General features: G+C 62.2%; 17 protein-coding genes. 10 read left to right on the top strand and 7 right to left on the bottom strand.

Annotated features, from left to right (window positions below; translation table 11 throughout):
• Positions 1-157 precede the first annotated feature (157 nt).
• Complete coding sequence (locus ACU8HS_RS22900) at positions 158-865, top strand: LuxR C-terminal-related transcriptional regulator (protein ID WP_447016487.1); 708 nt, start codon at positions 158-160, stop codon at positions 863-865.
• A gap of 102 nt (positions 866-967) precedes the next feature.
• Here ACU8HS_RS22900 and ACU8HS_RS22895 read toward each other — a convergent pair whose 3' ends face one another.
• The gene (locus ACU8HS_RS22895; RefSeq protein ID WP_112703446.1) at positions 968-1,330 is read right to left on the bottom strand and encodes a copper resistance CopC family protein; all 363 of its coding nucleotides are present in this window, start codon (positions 1,328-1,330) and stop codon (positions 968-970) included.
• Between the two features lie 74 nt (positions 1,331-1,404).
• Positions 1,405-1,605, bottom strand: coding sequence for a hypothetical protein (locus tag ACU8HS_RS22890; RefSeq protein WP_112570346.1), 201 nt, complete (start codon positions 1,603-1,605; stop codon positions 1,405-1,407).
• 238 nt (positions 1,606-1,843) lie between these two features.
• Between ACU8HS_RS22890 and ACU8HS_RS22885 the strand changes: the two genes are divergently transcribed.
• The gene (locus tag ACU8HS_RS22885) at positions 1,844-2,887 is read left to right on the top strand and encodes an NAD(P)-dependent alcohol dehydrogenase (protein WP_112570344.1); all 1,044 of its coding nucleotides are present in this window, start codon (positions 1,844-1,846) and stop codon (positions 2,885-2,887) included.
• Positions 2,888-2,893: 6 nt separating this feature from the next.
• Here ACU8HS_RS22885 and ACU8HS_RS22880 read toward each other — a convergent pair whose 3' ends face one another.
• The 4 genes from ACU8HS_RS22880 to ACU8HS_RS22865 all read right to left on the bottom strand — a co-directional run bounded on the left by ACU8HS_RS22880 (position 2,894) and on the right by ACU8HS_RS22865 (position 6,601).
• Positions 2,894-3,463, bottom strand: coding sequence for a DedA family protein (locus ACU8HS_RS22880; protein WP_113413766.1), 570 nt, complete (start codon positions 3,461-3,463; stop codon positions 2,894-2,896).
• Between the two features lie 34 nt (positions 3,464-3,497).
• On the bottom strand, positions 3,498-4,859 hold the full coding sequence (locus ACU8HS_RS22875) for an FAD-containing oxidoreductase (RefSeq protein ID WP_447016262.1): 1,362 nt from the start codon (positions 4,857-4,859) through the stop codon (positions 3,498-3,500).
• On the bottom strand, positions 4,859-5,317 hold the full coding sequence (locus ACU8HS_RS22870) for a DUF4126 family protein (protein WP_112570338.1): 459 nt from the start codon (positions 5,315-5,317) through the stop codon (positions 4,859-4,861). Before ACU8HS_RS22870 ends, ACU8HS_RS22875 begins: the two co-directional genes overlap by 1 nt.
• Before the next feature lie 96 nt (positions 5,318-5,413).
• Positions 5,414-6,601: an acyl-CoA dehydrogenase gene (locus ACU8HS_RS22865; RefSeq protein WP_112570336.1), complete on the bottom strand. Its 1,188-nt coding sequence runs from the start codon at positions 6,599-6,601 to the stop codon at positions 5,414-5,416.
• A gap of 182 nt (positions 6,602-6,783) precedes the next feature.
• Here ACU8HS_RS22865 and ACU8HS_RS22860 point away from each other — a divergent pair, with 182 nt between their 5' ends.
• Positions 6,784-7,122 carry a cupin domain-containing protein gene (locus tag ACU8HS_RS22860; RefSeq protein WP_112570334.1) on the top strand — a complete coding sequence of 113 codons (339 nt, stop codon included), beginning with the start codon at positions 6,784-6,786 and terminating at the stop codon, positions 7,120-7,122.
• Here the strand turns inward: ACU8HS_RS22860 and ACU8HS_RS22855 are convergent, their stop codons facing one another.
• Positions 7,123-8,070: a LysR family transcriptional regulator gene (locus ACU8HS_RS22855; protein WP_447016261.1), complete on the bottom strand. Its 948-nt coding sequence runs from the start codon at positions 8,068-8,070 to the stop codon at positions 7,123-7,125.
• 252 nt (positions 8,071-8,322) lie between these two features.
• On the opposite strand from ACU8HS_RS22855, the gene ACU8HS_RS22850 reads away from it, so the two are divergent.
• The 7 genes from ACU8HS_RS22850 (at position 8,323) to mmsB (ending at position 15,509) form a co-directional block, all read left to right on the top strand.
• Positions 8,323-9,534: an ABC transporter substrate-binding protein gene (locus tag ACU8HS_RS22850; RefSeq protein ID WP_112570330.1), complete on the top strand. Its 1,212-nt coding sequence runs from the start codon at positions 8,323-8,325 to the stop codon at positions 9,532-9,534.
• 3 nt (positions 9,535-9,537) lie between these two features.
• The gene (locus ACU8HS_RS22845) at positions 9,538-10,323 is read left to right on the top strand and encodes an ABC transporter ATP-binding protein (protein ID WP_447016260.1); all 786 of its coding nucleotides are present in this window, start codon (positions 9,538-9,540) and stop codon (positions 10,321-10,323) included.
• On the top strand, positions 10,323-11,024 hold the full coding sequence (locus ACU8HS_RS22840) for an ABC transporter ATP-binding protein (RefSeq protein WP_447016259.1): 702 nt from the start codon (positions 10,323-10,325) through the stop codon (positions 11,022-11,024). Before ACU8HS_RS22845 ends, ACU8HS_RS22840 begins: the two co-directional genes overlap by 1 nt.
• A 4-nt stretch (positions 11,025-11,028) precedes the next feature.
• A complete protein-coding gene (locus ACU8HS_RS22835; protein WP_112570324.1) occupies positions 11,029-11,916 on the top strand; it encodes a branched-chain amino acid ABC transporter permease in 888 nt (295 codons plus the stop codon).
• A 1-nt stretch (position 11,917) separates the two neighbouring features.
• Positions 11,918-12,907 carry a branched-chain amino acid ABC transporter permease gene (locus ACU8HS_RS22830; RefSeq protein WP_112755287.1) on the top strand — a complete coding sequence of 330 codons (990 nt, stop codon included), beginning with the start codon at positions 11,918-11,920 and terminating at the stop codon, positions 12,905-12,907.
• A gap of 115 nt (positions 12,908-13,022) precedes the next feature.
• Complete coding sequence (locus tag ACU8HS_RS22825; protein ID WP_112703451.1) at positions 13,023-14,618, top strand: GMC family oxidoreductase; 1,596 nt, start codon at positions 13,023-13,025, stop codon at positions 14,616-14,618.
• A gap of 9 nt (positions 14,619-14,627) precedes the next feature.
• Positions 14,628-15,509: a 3-hydroxyisobutyrate dehydrogenase gene (gene mmsB / locus ACU8HS_RS22820; RefSeq protein ID WP_447016258.1), complete on the top strand. Its 882-nt coding sequence runs from the start codon at positions 14,628-14,630 to the stop codon at positions 15,507-15,509.

Genomic DNA, 15,509 nt, shown 5'->3' with positions numbered 1-15,509 from the left:
TAAGAATTATGCTGAGAGATCAGACTATTGATATGGATAATACACTCGCTTTTTATCATGACATGAAGCGAGAACAGGAATAATATGGATTGCTGTTGGGTCGCACATATTCGGGGGGAGCACGCAAGTGTCCGACAGTGCTGGAACTAAGCGCCGCATGGGGCGCAATACACCAACTGTGATCATCATTGAGCACTCTACTCTGGCGCGCACCACCGTGGTGAAGCTTCTTGAGCGAGAGCTTGCAGGGTGGAACTTCATCGATCTGGTCTCGACCGAGAGTCTCGATAGGGCTCTTGGAGCGGAAGTGCGTCTGATTGCATTGGATCTGGCCGGCAGGAGCGTTGAGAGCGCCAGCCTGCGTGATGATCTGGCAGCGATTGTCGCGCGGTTTCCTGAGGCTCCTATCACGTTGCTCTCAGGTACGGATGACGTCGACATAGCCCGTCAGGCGCTGAAGATCGGCATCCGCGGCTTTTTCTCGACCTCACTTCCCGTTGACATCGCCCTTGCCGGACTTCGTCTCGTGCTGGCAGGGGGGACATTCTTCCCGCAATTGCTGGGCGCTGTGACAAACGGCTCAGACGAGCACGCTCCGGCCAGAAACGAGGCCGAGAAAAGCCTGGAGGACAGGACGCAGTACCTGGCGATCGCCGATTTTACCCCTCGGGAAGCGGATGTCCTTGCCGAGTTGCAATGCGGCTGCTCAAACAAGGTCATTGCGGGAAAACTCAATCTGTCGGGCCATACGGTGAAGATGCATCTGCAGCACATAATGCGCAAGTTGCAGGCGCAGAACCGTACCGAAGTGGTCGCCCGCCTCGGTCAGCGCGCCGCCGGCGGCCACGACGCTTCGCCGAGTTAGGCAGTGCCGTCGGTATCGGAAGTGTCGCAGCATTGTGCTCGGGTTCGCAGCACGGTTTGATTTCTCCGTGGGCGCGACAGTTGCCGCCGCACGCCCGAAGGTTCAGGGCTCGACCCGGAACTGGTAGCGGCCTTCGGCGCTGCGGCCATCCATCGACAGTACCCGCCAGTTAAGCGTGTAGATGCCGGGCGCCATCGCCGGATCGAGCGGGACCTTGAAAACGGAGCCGTCCGGTCCCGACAGGAAGGGTTTGCCGGTGGGCAAGGTAAGCCCCTGCTCGTCGAGCAGGGTCGCGGTCGAGCGGGCAAGATCGACAGGGCCGGTGAAGGTGAGTTCGAGATTGGCCGGCACCAGCTTTTCTTCCTGTTGCGGTGGCGGAAGCGATGCTTCTTCGATTGCCGCAGACGCCTCGTTTGCAGCAAGGAAAAGGGATGCGAACAGGCAGAATGACACAATCGATTTCATGACGGTCTTCCTTACGTTGCCGTCCGCATGGTGCCGGGCGCGTCATGCTCCCGCCACGCCATGCCGGCGCATGCCTAATAACGCTGCGGCGGGCGATTTCGATCCCGCGCCCGTGCAATAACCCGCACCGGCTGAAGCAGGGGCTGCGCCTGGCGGTCCGGCTGGAGGAGAGCAATCGCCTCGTCGAGCACGTTGCGCCAGAATTCGCGGAGTTGACGCGTGATCTGTGCGTTGGATGACGGGTTTCTGCGGATGTTGTCGTTGTCGTGCTTCATCGCTTTTCTCCTTCCGCCTTGTCGTCGTCGTCATTGATAAATGTAGTCCTCGCCGGGCTTTTCCGGAATCATACGGATGTCTAGGCCGGGTTTATCTTTCGGGTGATGCCCATGTGAGCATTTCGTCACACGGCGGGCAAAAGCCTCTCGGATATGATTGAACTGCGGGGCCATGCGGTCCTATAGTCGCAGCAACGGCGCCCATGAATCGCGGGAGCCATAGGGAAGGAAACCGATCATGACCAAAGTCCGCGCGCTCGTACTGGAGCGTCAGCATGAGCTTGCGCTTCGCGAAATCGATCTGCCTCTGGAGACGGGCCCCGGGCAGGTGAAGATCAAGATCCATACCGTGGGGGTCTGCGGCTCCGACGTGCATTATTATACGCATGGCAAGATCGGCCCCTTCATCGTCAACGAGCCGATGGTGCTCGGCCATGAAGCGGCAGGCACAGTCGTCGAGGTCGGCGCCGGTGTGACGCATCTGAAGGTCGGCGATCGCGTCTGCATGGAGCCCGGCATTCCAGATCCCAATTCCAAGGCAAGCCGTCTCGGCATGTACAATGTCGATCCGGCCGTGACCTTCTGGGCAACGCCGCCGATCCATGGCGTGCTGACGCCCGAGGTCGTCCATCCCGCCAACTACACGTTCAAGCTGCCGGACAATGTCAGCTTCGCCGAAGGCGCCATGGTCGAGCCTTTCGCCGTCGGCATGCAGGCGGCAACCAAGGCGAAGATCGCGCCTGGCGACACCGCTGTCGTGCTCGGCGCCGGCCCGATCGGCACGATGGTGGCGATTGCTGCCCTTGCCGGCGGCTGCGCCCGCGCCATCGTCGCCGACCTTGCCCAGCCGAAACTCGACATTGCCGCGCAATATCAGGGTGTTATCCCGGTCAATATCCGCGAGAAGAACCTCGCCGAAGAAGTCGCTCGCCTGACCGACGGCTGGGGGGCCGACGTCGTGTTCGAGTGCTCGGGCTCGCCGAAGGCCTGGGAGACGATCATGGCCCTGCCGCGCCCGGGCGGTGTCATCGTCGCCGTCGGCCTGCCGGTCAATCCGATCGGCTTCGACGTTTCGACGGCTTCGACGAAGGAAATCCGCATCGAGACGGTATTCCGCTATGCGCACCAGTACGAGCGCTCGATCGCGCTCCTCGGATCGGGTCGTGTCGATCTGAAACCGCTGATCTCGGAGACCTTCACCTTCGAGGATTCGATCAAGGCCTTCGACCGCGCCGTCGAGGCACGTCCCACGGACGTCAAGCTGCAGATCGTCATGGAGTAAGATGCCTTACGGGTGCCTGACGCCGGGTTTCATCTTGCGAAGCATCAGCGCCGCGCCCGCCACGAGGGCGCCGGCGCCGAGGGCGAAGAGCAGATGGTGATGCAGCGGCAGGCGGCCGAATATCTGGTGGATTCCATGGCCGAAGGCATAGCCGAGCGCTGTGAAGAGCTGACCCCAGATGAGTGCCGCAAGCAGGTTGAGGACGAGGAACTTCTGCGTCGATATGCGCGTCGTGCCGATGACGATCGGGCTGATTGTCCGCAACCCGACCAGAAAGCGGAAGGCGAAGATGAAGCCGGTCGGATATTTTTCGAGAAGCTGCGTGACGCGTGCGAGCGCCGGCGTCTCCATCACGCGGCGAACGAAGGTCCAGTGGGCGGCATAGCGGCCGGCAAAGAACCACATCTGATCCCCGGCGAAGGATCCTGCCGAGGCTGCCATCGAGGCCGCCCAATAGGTCAGAAGGCCGCGATGGGCGATGACGCCGCCGAGAAAGGCGGCGGTTTCGCCCTCGAACGCGGTGCCGAGAAAGATCGCCGGAAGGCCGTAGTTCTCGATCAGCAGTTCGATATTCAATGGCTGGCCTCCGGCTGATTGCAGTTCCGGCGGATCAGACCGCCTTCAGGTCACCCAGCAGCGTCGGGATCAGTTCTGAAACCGTCGGGTGGATCGGCACGGACCATTGCAGTGCCGGATAGGTCGTGCCGGCATTCATGGCGTCGATGAAGCCGTGAATCGCTTCGTCGCCCTCGATGCCGAGGATGGCGGCACCCAGGATTTCCTTGGTTTCCGCATCCGCAACCACCTTCATGAAGCCCTTGGTTTCACCGCGCTCGTTGGCGCGGCCGACACGGCTCATCGGGCGGGTCGAGACCATGATCTTGCGGCCGGAGGCGCGCGCCTGCTTTTCCGTCATGCCGACGCGGCCGAGCGGCGGGTCGATATAGAGGGCGTAGGCGAGAATGCGGCTCGAAACCCTGCGGTCGCCGCCGTCGAGCAGATTGGCAGCGGCAATCTCGAAATCATTGTAGGACGTATGGGTGAAGGCGCCGTGGCCGTTGCAGTCGCCAAGCGCCCAGATGCCTTCCACGTTGGTGGCCAGCCGGTCGTCGACTGTGATGAAGCCGCGCTTGTCGACGGCGACGCCCGCGGCATCGAGCCCGAGGTCGTCGGTATTCGGCGTCCGGCCGGTGGCGACAAGCACGTGGCTTGCCTCGATCGTCTTGGAATCGACCGTTACGGTTGCGCCATCGGCGCTCCTGGCGAAGCGGATGTCCTTGACGTCGGTATGGATCCTTATGCCCTCGGACGTCAGGATATCGGCGATCGCGTCGGAAATGTCCTCATCCTCGCGGGAGGCGAGCTTCGGGCCGCGCTCGATCACCGTCACCTCCGCGCCGAAACGCCGATACATCTGTGCGAATTCCAGGCCGATATAGCTGCCGCCGACGATGACGAGATGGCTCGGCAGGCTGTCGAGATGGATGATGCCGGTGCTGGTCAGATAGTCGATATCGGCAAGGCCCGGCATGTCGGGGATGGTCGGGCGCGCGCCGACATTGAGGAAGATCTTCGGCGCCGTCAGCGTCTCGCCGTTGACGACGATTTCTTTCGGACCCGTGAAGCGGGCATGGCCGTAGATGACGGTCATGGTTTTCATGCCGGCGAACCAGCCGCCCAAACCGTTGCGGGCATTCGCGATGATCGTCTCTGCCCGATTGCGCACGGTCTTCATGTCGATTGCGATTTCGCCCGAGATCTGCACCCCGTACTCGGCGCCGCGTCGCGCCACATGGGCGGCGCGCGCGCTGGCGACCAGCGTCTTCGTGGGCATGCAGCCTGCATTGACGCAGGTGCCGCCGAGGAACTTGCGTTCGATCAGCGCCACCTTCATGCCTTTTTCCGCCATGCGGGCGGCGAGGAACGGGCCGGACTGGCCGGCGCCGATGAAAATTGCGTCGAAGCTCTTCATCAGACTGCCCACGCGATAATAAGGGCGCCGATGACGGCGACGGCATCCTCGATCAGGGCTGCCGGGCGATCCTGGCCGAAGGAGGCTGCGAGCCTGGCGCGGGCGGCCGCACCGCCGAGCGTGCCGATGACGGCACCGATGACGCCCGCGATCAGGCCGCCGAAGAGCAGACTGTTTGCGGCACCGATGACGGCGCCGCACAGCGCGCCGACGATGATGCGGGTGCCGAACTGGATCGGAACCTTGCGCGAAGGCGTGGTCGGCAACTGATCTGTAATGAGTTCAATGACGGCAAGGGCCGTAAAGACCCACGGCGTCCACCGGTAGCCCATGAAGGCGAGCGGCGTCTGAGAGATATCGAACCAGCCGAGTGCCGCGCCCCAGGCGATGGCTGCAGGCGCGGTCATGGCGCGAAGACCGGCAACGATGCCGATCAGAAGTGCGAGCAGCAGAAACATGCGCAGATCCCCCTTGAGCCGCCGGCCTCTCTGCCGCGGCAAGGGAAGGTTTGCACATTGTCATCCAGGTTGCAATTCGCCTTGCGCGCGATTGAATCAGTTGGAGAAGGCCGCAATGCCCGTGATCGCGCGGCCGAGGATGAGCGCATGAATGTCATGCGTTCCCTCGTAGGTATTGACCACTTCGAGATTGACGAGGTGGCGGGCGACGCCGAATTCGTCGGAAATGCCGTTGCCGCCAAGCATGTCACGGGCCGCACGGGCAATCTCCAGTGCCTTGCCGCAGGAATTGCGCTTGAGGATGGAGGTCAGTTCCACGGGCGGATGGCCCTCTTCCTTCATGCGTCCCAGGCGCAGACATCCCTGCAGCCCAAGCGAGATTTCCGTTGCCATATCGGCAAGCTTCTTCTGGATCAGCTGGTTGGCGGCGAGCGGCCGGCCGAATTGCTGGCGGTCCAGCGTATATTGTCGGGCCGTGGCATAGCAGGCTTCAGCCGCACCGAGCGCACCCCAGGCGATGCCGAAACGGGCGGAGTTGAGGCAGGTAAACGGCCCCTTGAGGCCGCTGACCTTGGGCAGCAGGTTTTCTTCCGGTACGAAGACATTGTCCATGACCACTTCGCCCGTGATCGAGGCACGAAGCCCGACCTTGCCCTGGATCTTCGGTGCCGAGAGGCCCTTCCAGCCCTTTTCCAGAACGAAGCCGCGGATGAGGCCATCCTCGGTCTTTGCCCAGACGACAAAAACGTCGGCGATCGGAGCGTTGGAGATCCAGGTCTTGGAACCGGTCAGGCTGTAGCCGCCATCGACTGTCTTGGCCCGTGTTGCCATGGAGCCCGGATCGGAGCCGTGATTGGGCTCGGTGAGGCCAAAGCAGCCGATCCATTCGCCGGTCGCAAGCTTGGGCAGATATTTCTTCTTCTGCTCCTCGGAGCCGAATGCGTCGATCGGCACCATGACGAGCGAAGACTGCACGCTCATCATCGAACGGTAGCCGCTGTCGACGCGCTCCACTTCGCGGGCGATCAGGCCGTACGCGACGTAGCCGAGGCCGGCGCCGCCGTATTCCGGAGCGATCGTCGGGCCGAGCAGGCCGAGTTCGCCCATCTCGCGGAAAATCCGGGGATCGGTCTTTTCGTGCCGGAAGGCTTCGAGCACGCGCGGTTCAAGCTTTTCCTGCGCATAGGCATGGGCTGTTTCCTGCACCATGCGCTCCTCGTCGGTCAGCTGCTCCGCCAGCCGGAAGGGATCGGCCCAGTCGAAAACCTCGCGCGTATGCTGCATGTCCAGTCTCCTCGCCGCTGTTCAGGGGCCATTGTTCAGCCATGCCTGATTGAAGGTCGCATAGACCCGCCCGTTTGCGGCGTCAACAAGGCGGCGATCGCGCCGAAGATGCAAAACCCATCTTTTCAAACGGCAGCAGCTGCGCCAGTTTGCGCGCGACAGATTCTTGGAGGAGGCAGACAATGTCAGCGAGCGATCTTTTCGTATCGGCCGAAGGCGCCGAATGGGTGAACCCCGAGCCGGGTGTGACGCGCCGCATCATGACCTATCTGCCGGAGATGATGATGGTAGAGGTCGCCTTCGAATCCGGCGCCGTCGGTGCGGCCCATTCCCATCCGCATATCCAGGCAAGCTATGTTGCCGAAGGCAGCTTCGAGGTCACGATCGACGGGCGCACCGAAGTGCTGCGGCAGGGCGGCAGCTTCATCGTGCCGCCCAATCTTGTGCATGGCGTCAAGGCGCTGGAAAAAGGCCGGCTGATCGACACGTTCACGCCCCACCGCGCCGAATTCCTGAAATAGTCAGCCTTCGGCCTTCGTCTTTCGAGCCGCCGCGCCGATATAGGGCGGGATGAAACGCGCGTCCTCGCTGCGCACGGCTTCACGCAGGAAATCGATCACGGCGCGCACCCGCGGCGCCTGCCTCAAATCCTTGTGGCAGGTGATCCAGTAGTGGCGCTTGAGATCGATCTCGTCTGGCAGCACGCGCACCAGCTCGGGATAACGGCAGGCAAAGAAATAGGGCAGGATGCCGAGGCCAAGGCCGTTTCTGGTGGCCGTCAGCTGCGCGAAGATGCTGGAGCTCTGGAATTGCGGTTTGATGCGCGGATGCACGTCGCCGAGATAGTCGAGCCCCGGTGCGAAGATCATCTCCTCGATATAGCTGATGAAGGGGTGGTTCAGCAGGTCGCCACGTGTCCTGATCGGCTCGGAGCGCGCAAGATAATCGCGCGAGGCATAGACCTGCAGATGATAGTCCGTCAGCTTTTCCACGAAATAGGGGCCGCCCTTCGGCTCGTCCAGGACGACGGAAATATCCGCCTCCTTGCGGGAAAGCGACATGATCTGCTGGATGGTGACGAGTTCCAGCGCCAGATGCGGATGACGGGCGGCAAATTGCGGCAGGACGGTCGCAAAGAAGAAATTGGCGAAACCTTCCGGAGCGCTGAGGCGCACGAGGCCGCGCTGGCTGAGCGATCCGTCGGCGAGATCGGCCCGCAGCCGTTCCGTTTCCTGTTCCATCCTCTCGGCGGTTTCGACAAAGCGCGTGCCCATGGCGGTCAGCACATAGCCGCGCGGGTTGCGCTCGAAGAGCTTGACCTTCAGCGCAAACTCCAGCCGGTCTATGCGTCGCGAGACAGTCGCATGGCTGGAGCGCAGCTGCCGCGCGGCGGTCGACAGCTGGCCGGTGCGGGCGACGGCTAGAAAAAACTGCAGATCGTCCCAGGTAAATTGCGATGCATGGCTCATCGGCGTCGTCCATCGGTCTACGTCTTTGGTCTAATGCAGCCCGGCAAGCAGCGCGTCGGGACTGTCGCTGGAGCGGCATTATGACGGATTCTGTTCAAAAACGAACAGATACTGTTTGGAATTAGATGTAAACCGCCAGTTGCCTCATGGAGGAAATTCCGTGATCGTAGGGGCGGAGCGGCCGCTTTGAGGAGGGTTGGTCGCCAAATTTGAACAGATTCGCAATCTGGCCAATCTCTGGGAGGAGAGACTATGCGAAAGAATCTCATTGCGTCCGTTGCATTTCTGCTTGCAAGCAGCACCGCCGTGTTTGCCCAAAGTGCTGCCATTTCCGATGGCAAGGTCAAGATTGGCATTTTGAACGACCAGTCGGGCGTCTATGCCGACTTCGGTGGCAAGTCCTCCGTCGAGGCTGCGAAAATGGCCGTCGAGGACTTCGGCGGCAAGGTGCTCGACATGCCGATCGAGATCGTCGATGCCGACCACCAGAACAAGCCCGATATTGCCTCCAACATTGCCCGCCAGTGGTATGACACCGAGCAGGTCGATGCCATCATGGAACTGACGACCTCCTCCGTGGCGCTTGCCGTGCAGGCCATCGCCAAGGAAAAGAAGAAGATCGACATCGTGACCGGTGCCGCGACGACCGACCTCACCGGCAAGGCCTGCTCGCCCTACGGCTTCCATTGGGCCTATGACACCCATGCTCTGGCCGTCGGCACCGGCGGGGCGCTCGTCAAGCAGGGTGGCGACAGCTGGTTCTTCCTGACGGCGGACTACGCTTTCGGCTATTCGCTGGAACAGCAGACCACCGACTACGTGAAGGCGAGCGGCGGCACGGTCGTCGGTTCGGTGCGCCATCCCCTGTCCACGCAGGATTTCTCGTCCTTCCTGCTGCAGGCGCAGTCGTCAGGCGCCAAGGTCATCGGCCTTGCCAATGCCGGTCTCGATACGTCGAACGCCATCAAGCAGGCGGCCGAATTCGGCATCACCCAGGGGGGCCAGCACCTGGCAGCCCTGCTCTTCACGCTTGCCGAAGTTCATGGTCTTGGCATGGAAGCGGCGCAGGGCCTGACGCTGACCGAAGGCTATTACTGGAACCGGGACGACCAGAGCCGCGAATTCGGCAAGAAGTTCTTTGCCCGTACCGGCAAGATGCCGAACATGGTCCACACTGGCACCTACTCGGCCGTGCTGCAATATCTGAAGGCGATCCAGAAGGCCGGCACGGATGAAACCGAAGCCGTCGCCAAGCAGCTCCACCAAATGCCCGTCGACGACGTTTTCGGCCGTGGCGGCACGGTTGGTCCGAACGGCCGCATGATCCACGACATGTACCTGCTGCAGGTCAAGAAGCCGTCGGAAAGCAAGGAGCCGTGGGACTATTTCAATGTCCTCGCCACCATTCCGGGCAAGGAGGCTTACATCGATCCCGCCAAGAGCGGTTGCAATCTGGTGAACTGAGCGATGGCGGTTTCCGCGATTGAAACTGGGGCCAAGCCGCGGGTGGTGCTTTCCGCCCGCGGCCTGCGCCGCGATTTCGGCGGCTTCACGGCCGTCAAGAATGTCGATCTCGATGTGCATGATGCGAGCGTGCATGCGCTGATCGGGCCGAACGGCGCCGGCAAGACGACCGTGTTCAATTTGCTCACCAAGTTCCTGCAGCCGACATCGGGCACAATCACGCTGATGGGGACGGATATTACCCGAACGCCGCCCGACCGCGTGGCGCGCATGGGTCTTGTCCGCTCCTTCCAGATCTCGGCTGTTTTCCCGCATCTTTCCGTACTCGACAATGTCCGGGTTGCTCTGCAGCGGCCGAACAATCTTTCCACGCAGTTCTGGCGGCCGATTTCGGCGCTCGACAGCCTCAACGACCGGGCCGAGCAATTGCTTGCCAGCGTCGGGCTTTCCAAGGAGCGCGATCATATTGCCGCCGACCTCTCCTATGGCCGCAAGCGCGTGCTCGAAATCGCCACCACGCTGGCGCTTGATCCGAAAGTGCTGCTGCTCGACGAGCCGATGGCCGGCATGGGGCAGGAGGATGTCAGCGTCGTTTCCGCCATCATCCGAGACGTCGCGCGCGACCGCGCGGTGTTGATGGTCGAGCACAATCTCTCGGTCGTCGCCAATATCTGCCAGCAGGTCACCGTGCTGCAGCGCGGCGAAATCCTTGCCGAGGGCGACTACGCGACCGTCAGCCAGGACGAGCGCGTACGCGAGGCCTATATGGGGACGGAGGAACACCACTGATGGCGGCCCTTCTCGAAGTCCAGGGCCTGAACGCCTGGTATGGCGAGAGCCATATTCTGCACGGTATCGACATGACTGTCGGCGAGGGTGAGACGATCACCATTCTCGGCCGCAACGGCGTCGGCAAGACGACGACGCTGCGCACCATCACCGGCATCGTGCATTCCCGCAGGGGAAAGATCAGCTTTGCCGGCACGGACATGATGCAGGTGCCGCTGCACAGGACGGCGCACAAGGGCATTGGTTTCGTCCCGGAGGAGCGCGGCATCTTTGCGACGCTGACGGTTTCGGAAAACCTGATGCTGCCGCCCGTCGTCGCACCCGGCGGCATGAGCCTCGACGAAATCTACGAGCTCTTTCCGAATCTCTACGAGCGGCGCACGAGTTCCGGCACCAAACTTTCCGGCGGCGAGCAGCAGATGCTGGCGATCGCTCGCATCCTGCGCACCGGCGTGCGCATGCTGCTGCTCGACGAACCGACGGAAGGGCTGGCGCCCGTTATCGTGCAGCGCATCGGCGAAGTGTTGAAGGCACTGAAGGAGCGCGGCATGACCATCGTGCTCGTCGAGCAGAATTTCCGTTTTGCAAGCCGTATTGCCGATCGTTTCTATCTGATGGATCATGGCCGGATGGTCTCGGAGTTCCCTGTCGGCGAACTGCCGCAGCGCATGGATGTGCTGCACAAGGTTCTGGGAGTGTGACGCGATGACGACGATCTTCGGCATTCCCCTGCAGGCGCTGTTCGGCCAGCTGCTGATCGGCCTGATCAACGGCTCCTTCTATGCGCTGCTGAGCCTCGGTCTTGCGATCATTTTCGGCCTGTTGCGCGTCATCAACTTCGCGCACGGTGTCCAGTATATGCTCGGCGCTTTCGTCGCCTATCTGCTCCTGAACTACCTCGGCATCGGCTACTGGCCGTCGCTGATCGTGGCGCCCGTCATCGTCGGGCTTGCGGGCGCCGTCGTCGAGCGGCTGTTCCTGCGTCGGCTGTATGATCTCGATCCGCTCTATGGCCTGCTTTTCACCTTCGGCCTGGCGCTCGCGGTCGAAGGCACCTTCCGTTACCTCTACGGCTCCTCCGGCCAGCCCTACGCAACGCCGCCTGCTTTGGCGGGCGGGACGAATCTCGGCTTCATGTTCCTGCCGATCTATCGCGGCTGGGTGGTGGTCGTCTCGCTTGTCGTCTGCATCGGTACCTGGCTGCTGATCGAAAAGACCAAGCTCGGCGCCTATCTGCGTTCGGCAACGGAAAATGCCACGCTCGTACAGGTCTTCGGCGTCAATGTGCCGGTCCTTCTGACCTTCACCTATGCGCTCGGAGCGGCGCTTGCCGCCTTCGCCGGCGTACTCGCCGCACCCATCTATCAGGTCTCGCCGCTGATGGGTTCGAACATGATCATCGTCGTCTTCGCGGTGGTCGTCGTCGGCGGCATGGGCTCGATCATGGGCGCCATCATCACCGGCTATGTGCTCGGCATCGCGGAGGGCCTGACCAAGGTCTTCTATCCGGAAGCCTCCAACATCGTCATCTTCGTCATCATGGCGATCGTGCTTCTCATCAGGCCCGCGGGCCTCTTCGGCCGGGATGCGTGACATGGCTGACATCACCGAAACCATCCGCACGGAAAAAAGCCGCACCGCCCTTTCGGTGCAGACCGGGTTCCTGATCATCGGGCTCTTGCTTCTGCTGCTTGCGCCCTTCTTCTTCTACCCGATCTTCCTGATGAAGCTGCTCTGCTTTGCGCTTTTTGCCTGCGCCTTCAACCTGCTGCTCGGCTATACGGGGCTGCTGTCCTTCGGCCACGCGACGTTTTTCGGCGGGGCGGCTTATTTCACGGCCTACACCGTGAAGAGCTGGGGTTTCCCGCCGGAACTCGGCATTCTCGTCGGCGTTGCCGGGGCGGCATTGCTTGGCCTCGTCATGGGCTTCTTCGCGATCCGCCGGCAGGGCATCTATTTCGCCATGATCACGCTGGCGCTGTCGCAGATGTTCTTCTTCTTCTGCCTGCAGGCGGAATTTACCGAAGGCGAGGACGGTATCCAGTCGGTGCCGCGCGGCCACCTCTTCGGCTTCATCGATCTCAACAGCTCGACCAACATGTATTATTTCGTGCTGGCGGTGTTCCTGATCGGGCTGCTCATCATCTGGCGCTTCATCAATTCGCCCTTCGGCATGATTTTGAAATCGATCCGCGAGAACGAGCAGCGGGCGATTTCGCTCGGCTATTCGGTCGCGCGCTACAAGCTTGGCGCCTTCGTCATGTCTGCGGCACTTGCAGGCCTTGCGGGATCGGTGAAGGCTCTCGTCTTCCAGTTTGCGACGCTGACGGACGTCGCCTGGCAGATGTCGGGCGAGGTGATCCTGATGACGCTGCTCGGCGGTATCGGTACCCTGATCGGACCGGTCTTCGGTGCGGGCCTCGTCGTCGCGCTGCAGAATTATCTGGCGACCTCGGAATTTCCGGTGACCATCATCACGGGCGTCGTCTTCATGATCTGCGTGCTGATCTTCCGCCGGGGCATCATCGGAGAATTCTACGCCTCCCGGCTCGGGCGCATGTTGGGCTTTGTCTATCGCCGCTGAACGGGCGGACCTTCTTTCCTGCAACGGGAAAGATGTGCAGCGGCGCCGCGAAATCCCACCTCCCTCTGCCTCGGACGGGGGAGGCGGGATGCAGCCATTTCGGAGTGCGTGATCCATGGATCGTTATGACTATATCATCGTCGGGGCAGGCAGCGCCGGCTGCGTCCTCGCAAACCGGCTGTCGGCCGACCGTAACGCAAGGGTCCTGCTGCTGGAGGCGGGCGGCAACGACAACTACCACTGGATCCACATTCCCGTCGGGTACCTCTATTGCATCAACAATCCGCGCACCGACTGGTGTTTTACGACAGCGCCCGAGGACGGCTTGAACGGGCGGGCGCTGAACTATCCGCGCGGCAAGGTGCTCGGCGGCTGCTCGTCGATCAACGGCATGATCTATATGCGCGGCCAGGCCCGCGACTACGATCTCTGGCGGCAGATGGGCTGCATCGGCTGGGGCTGGGACGACGTGCTGCCGTTTTTCCGCCGGTCGGAAGACCATTACAGGGGCGGGGACGACATGCATGGCGCCGGCGGCGAGTGGCGCGTCGAAAAGGCGCGCGTGCGCTGGGATGTGCTCGACGCCTTCCAGCAGGCAGCCAAGGAGGCCGGCATTCCCGAAACGGCGGATTTCAATCGCGGCAGCAACGAAGGCTCCGGCTATTTTGACGTCAACCAACGCTCGGGCATCCGCTGGAACACGACCAAGGCCTTTCTGCGACCGGCCATGAAACGCGGCAATCTCCAGGTGCTGACCAAGGCGCAGGTGCGCCGGTTGCTGATCGAGGAGGGAGCCGTCGTCGGCGTCGAATTCCAGCACGGCGGCGCGGCCAAACGCGCCTATGCGACGAAGGAAACCGTGCTGTCGGCCGGCTCCATCGGCTCGCCGCATATTCTGGAACTGTCGGGCATCGGCCGTGGCGAGGTTCTGCAGCAGGCCGGGATCGACGTGCTGACGGAAGTGAAAGGCGTCGGCGAGAACCTGCAGGATCATCTGCAGCTTCGGCTGGCCTATAAGGTGACGGGCGTGCCGACGCTCAACGAAAAGGCATCGAAGCTGATGGGAAAGGCGGCAATCGGGCTCGAGTATCTCATGCGCCGCTCCGGCCCGATGGCGATGGCGCCCAGCCAGCTTGGCATTTTCACGCGTTCCGGTCCCGACAAGGAAACGCCCGACCTGCAATATCATGTCCAGCCGGTCTCGCTCGACAAGTTCGGCGATCCCGTGCACCCCTTTCCGGCGATCACGGCGAGCGTCTGCAATCTGCGGCCGGAAAGCCGCGGCTCAGTGCATGTCTCCAGCCCGGATTTTGCCGCCCAGCCGACAATTGCGCCAAAATACCTCTCGACGCAGCGCGATCGCGACATAGCTGTTCGATCGATAAAGCTGACACGCCGGATCGTGGCGCAACCGTCCTTCGCCCGGTTTCGTCCGGAGGAATTCAAGCCGGGGCCGAGCTATCAGAGCGAGGCCGAGCTGGAAAAGGCGGCCGGCGATATCGGCACGACGATCTTCCATCCTGTCGGCACCTGCCGCATGGGCATCGACAGGGAAAGTGTCGTCGATCCGCGGCTGAGATTGCGGGCGCTGGCAAAGCTCCGGATCGCCGACGCTTCGGTGATGCCGGCCATCACCTCGGGCAATACCAATTCGCCGACGATCATGATCGCCGAAAAGGCGGCGGCCATGATCCTCGAAGACAACAGATAGGAGATGACCATGGCAAGGATCGGATTTATCGGGCTCGGCAATATGGGCGGGCCGATGGCGGCCAACCTCGTCAAGGCCGGCCACGAGGTGCTGGGTTTCGATCTGGCCGCTCCCGTGCTGAAGGCGGCCGAGGAAAGCGGCGTGAAGCCCGCCAGCCACGCCAGCCAGGCGGTCAAGGAGGCAGCAGTGGTCATCACCATGCTGCCGCAGGGCAAGCACGTGCTGACCGCCTGGACCGATATCCTGCAATCGACCGCGCAGGGCACGCTCGTCATCGATTGCTCGACGATCGATGTCGAAAGCAGCCGCAGGGCGCATGAAATGGCAAAAGCCGCGGGCTGCCTGTCGCTCGATGCGCCGGTTTCGGGCGGCACGGGCGGCGCGAGCGCCGGTACGCTGACCTTCATGGCCGGCGGCTCGGAAGAGGCTTTCGCCCAGGCGAGGCCGATCCTCGAGGCCATGGGCAAGAAGATCGTCCATTGCGGCGAGGCGGGGGCCGGACAGGCGGCAAAGATCTGCAACAACATGATCCTCGGCATTTCCATGGTCGGCGTCTGCGAAGCTTTCGCGCTTGCGGAAAAGCTCGGCCTCTCGCATCAGGCGCTCTTCGACGTCGCCTCCACCTCATCCGGCCAATGCTGGTCGATCAACACCTATTGCCCGGTACCGGGGCCCGTGCCGACCTCGCCGGCCAACAACGATTACAAGCCGGGTTTTGCCGCCGCACTCATGCTGAAAGACTTAAGGCTTTCCCAGGAGGCCGCACTTGCGAGCGGGGCGTCCACACCGCTTGGCGCGCAGGCCGCGCAGCTCTACGCACTCTTCGAAAAGCTCGGCAATGGCGGCCGGGATTTCTCCGCGATCATCGAGATGTTCCGCGAAAAGGCGTAA

This window comes from Rhizobium sp. KDH_Rht_773_N (assembly GCF_052946295.1).
Note: the sequence above shows the minus strand (reverse complement) of the source record. Positions and strands in the feature narration are given on the sequence as shown.

Excerpts from the sequence above, each read along its gene's own strand:
- ACU8HS_RS22900 (WP_447016487.1), top strand. The coding sequence starts at position 158 with ATGGGGCGCAATACACCAACTGTGATCATCATTGAGCACTCTACTCTG.
- ACU8HS_RS22895 (WP_112703446.1), bottom strand. The coding sequence starts at position 1,330 with ATGAAATCGATTGTGTCATTCTGCCTGTTCGCATCCCTTTTCCTTGCT.
- ACU8HS_RS22890 (WP_112570346.1), bottom strand. The coding sequence starts at position 1,605 with ATGAAGCACGACAACGACAACATCCGCAGAAACCCGTCATCCAACGCA.
- ACU8HS_RS22885 (WP_112570344.1), top strand. The coding sequence starts at position 1,844 with ATGACCAAAGTCCGCGCGCTCGTACTGGAGCGTCAGCATGAGCTTGCG.
- ACU8HS_RS22875 (WP_447016262.1), bottom strand. The coding sequence starts at position 4,859 with ATGAAGAGCTTCGACGCAATTTTCATCGGCGCCGGCCAGTCCGGCCCG.
- ACU8HS_RS22870 (WP_112570338.1), bottom strand. The coding sequence starts at position 5,317 with ATGTTTCTGCTGCTCGCACTTCTGATCGGCATCGTTGCCGGTCTTCGC.
- ACU8HS_RS22865 (WP_112570336.1), bottom strand. The coding sequence starts at position 6,601 with ATGCAGCATACGCGCGAGGTTTTCGACTGGGCCGATCCCTTCCGGCTG.
- ACU8HS_RS22860 (WP_112570334.1), top strand. The coding sequence starts at position 6,784 with ATGTCAGCGAGCGATCTTTTCGTATCGGCCGAAGGCGCCGAATGGGTG.
- ACU8HS_RS22855 (WP_447016261.1), bottom strand. The coding sequence starts at position 8,070 with ATGAGCCATGCATCGCAATTTACCTGGGACGATCTGCAGTTTTTTCTA.
- ACU8HS_RS22850 (WP_112570330.1), top strand. The coding sequence starts at position 8,323 with ATGCGAAAGAATCTCATTGCGTCCGTTGCATTTCTGCTTGCAAGCAGC.
- ACU8HS_RS22845 (WP_447016260.1), top strand. The coding sequence starts at position 9,538 with ATGGCGGTTTCCGCGATTGAAACTGGGGCCAAGCCGCGGGTGGTGCTT.
- ACU8HS_RS22840 (WP_447016259.1), top strand. The coding sequence starts at position 10,323 with ATGGCGGCCCTTCTCGAAGTCCAGGGCCTGAACGCCTGGTATGGCGAG.
- ACU8HS_RS22835 (WP_112570324.1), top strand. The coding sequence starts at position 11,029 with ATGACGACGATCTTCGGCATTCCCCTGCAGGCGCTGTTCGGCCAGCTG.
- ACU8HS_RS22830 (WP_112755287.1), top strand. The coding sequence starts at position 11,918 with ATGGCTGACATCACCGAAACCATCCGCACGGAAAAAAGCCGCACCGCC.
- ACU8HS_RS22825 (WP_112703451.1), top strand. The coding sequence starts at position 13,023 with ATGGATCGTTATGACTATATCATCGTCGGGGCAGGCAGCGCCGGCTGC.
- mmsB (WP_447016258.1), top strand. The coding sequence starts at position 14,628 with ATGGCAAGGATCGGATTTATCGGGCTCGGCAATATGGGCGGGCCGATG.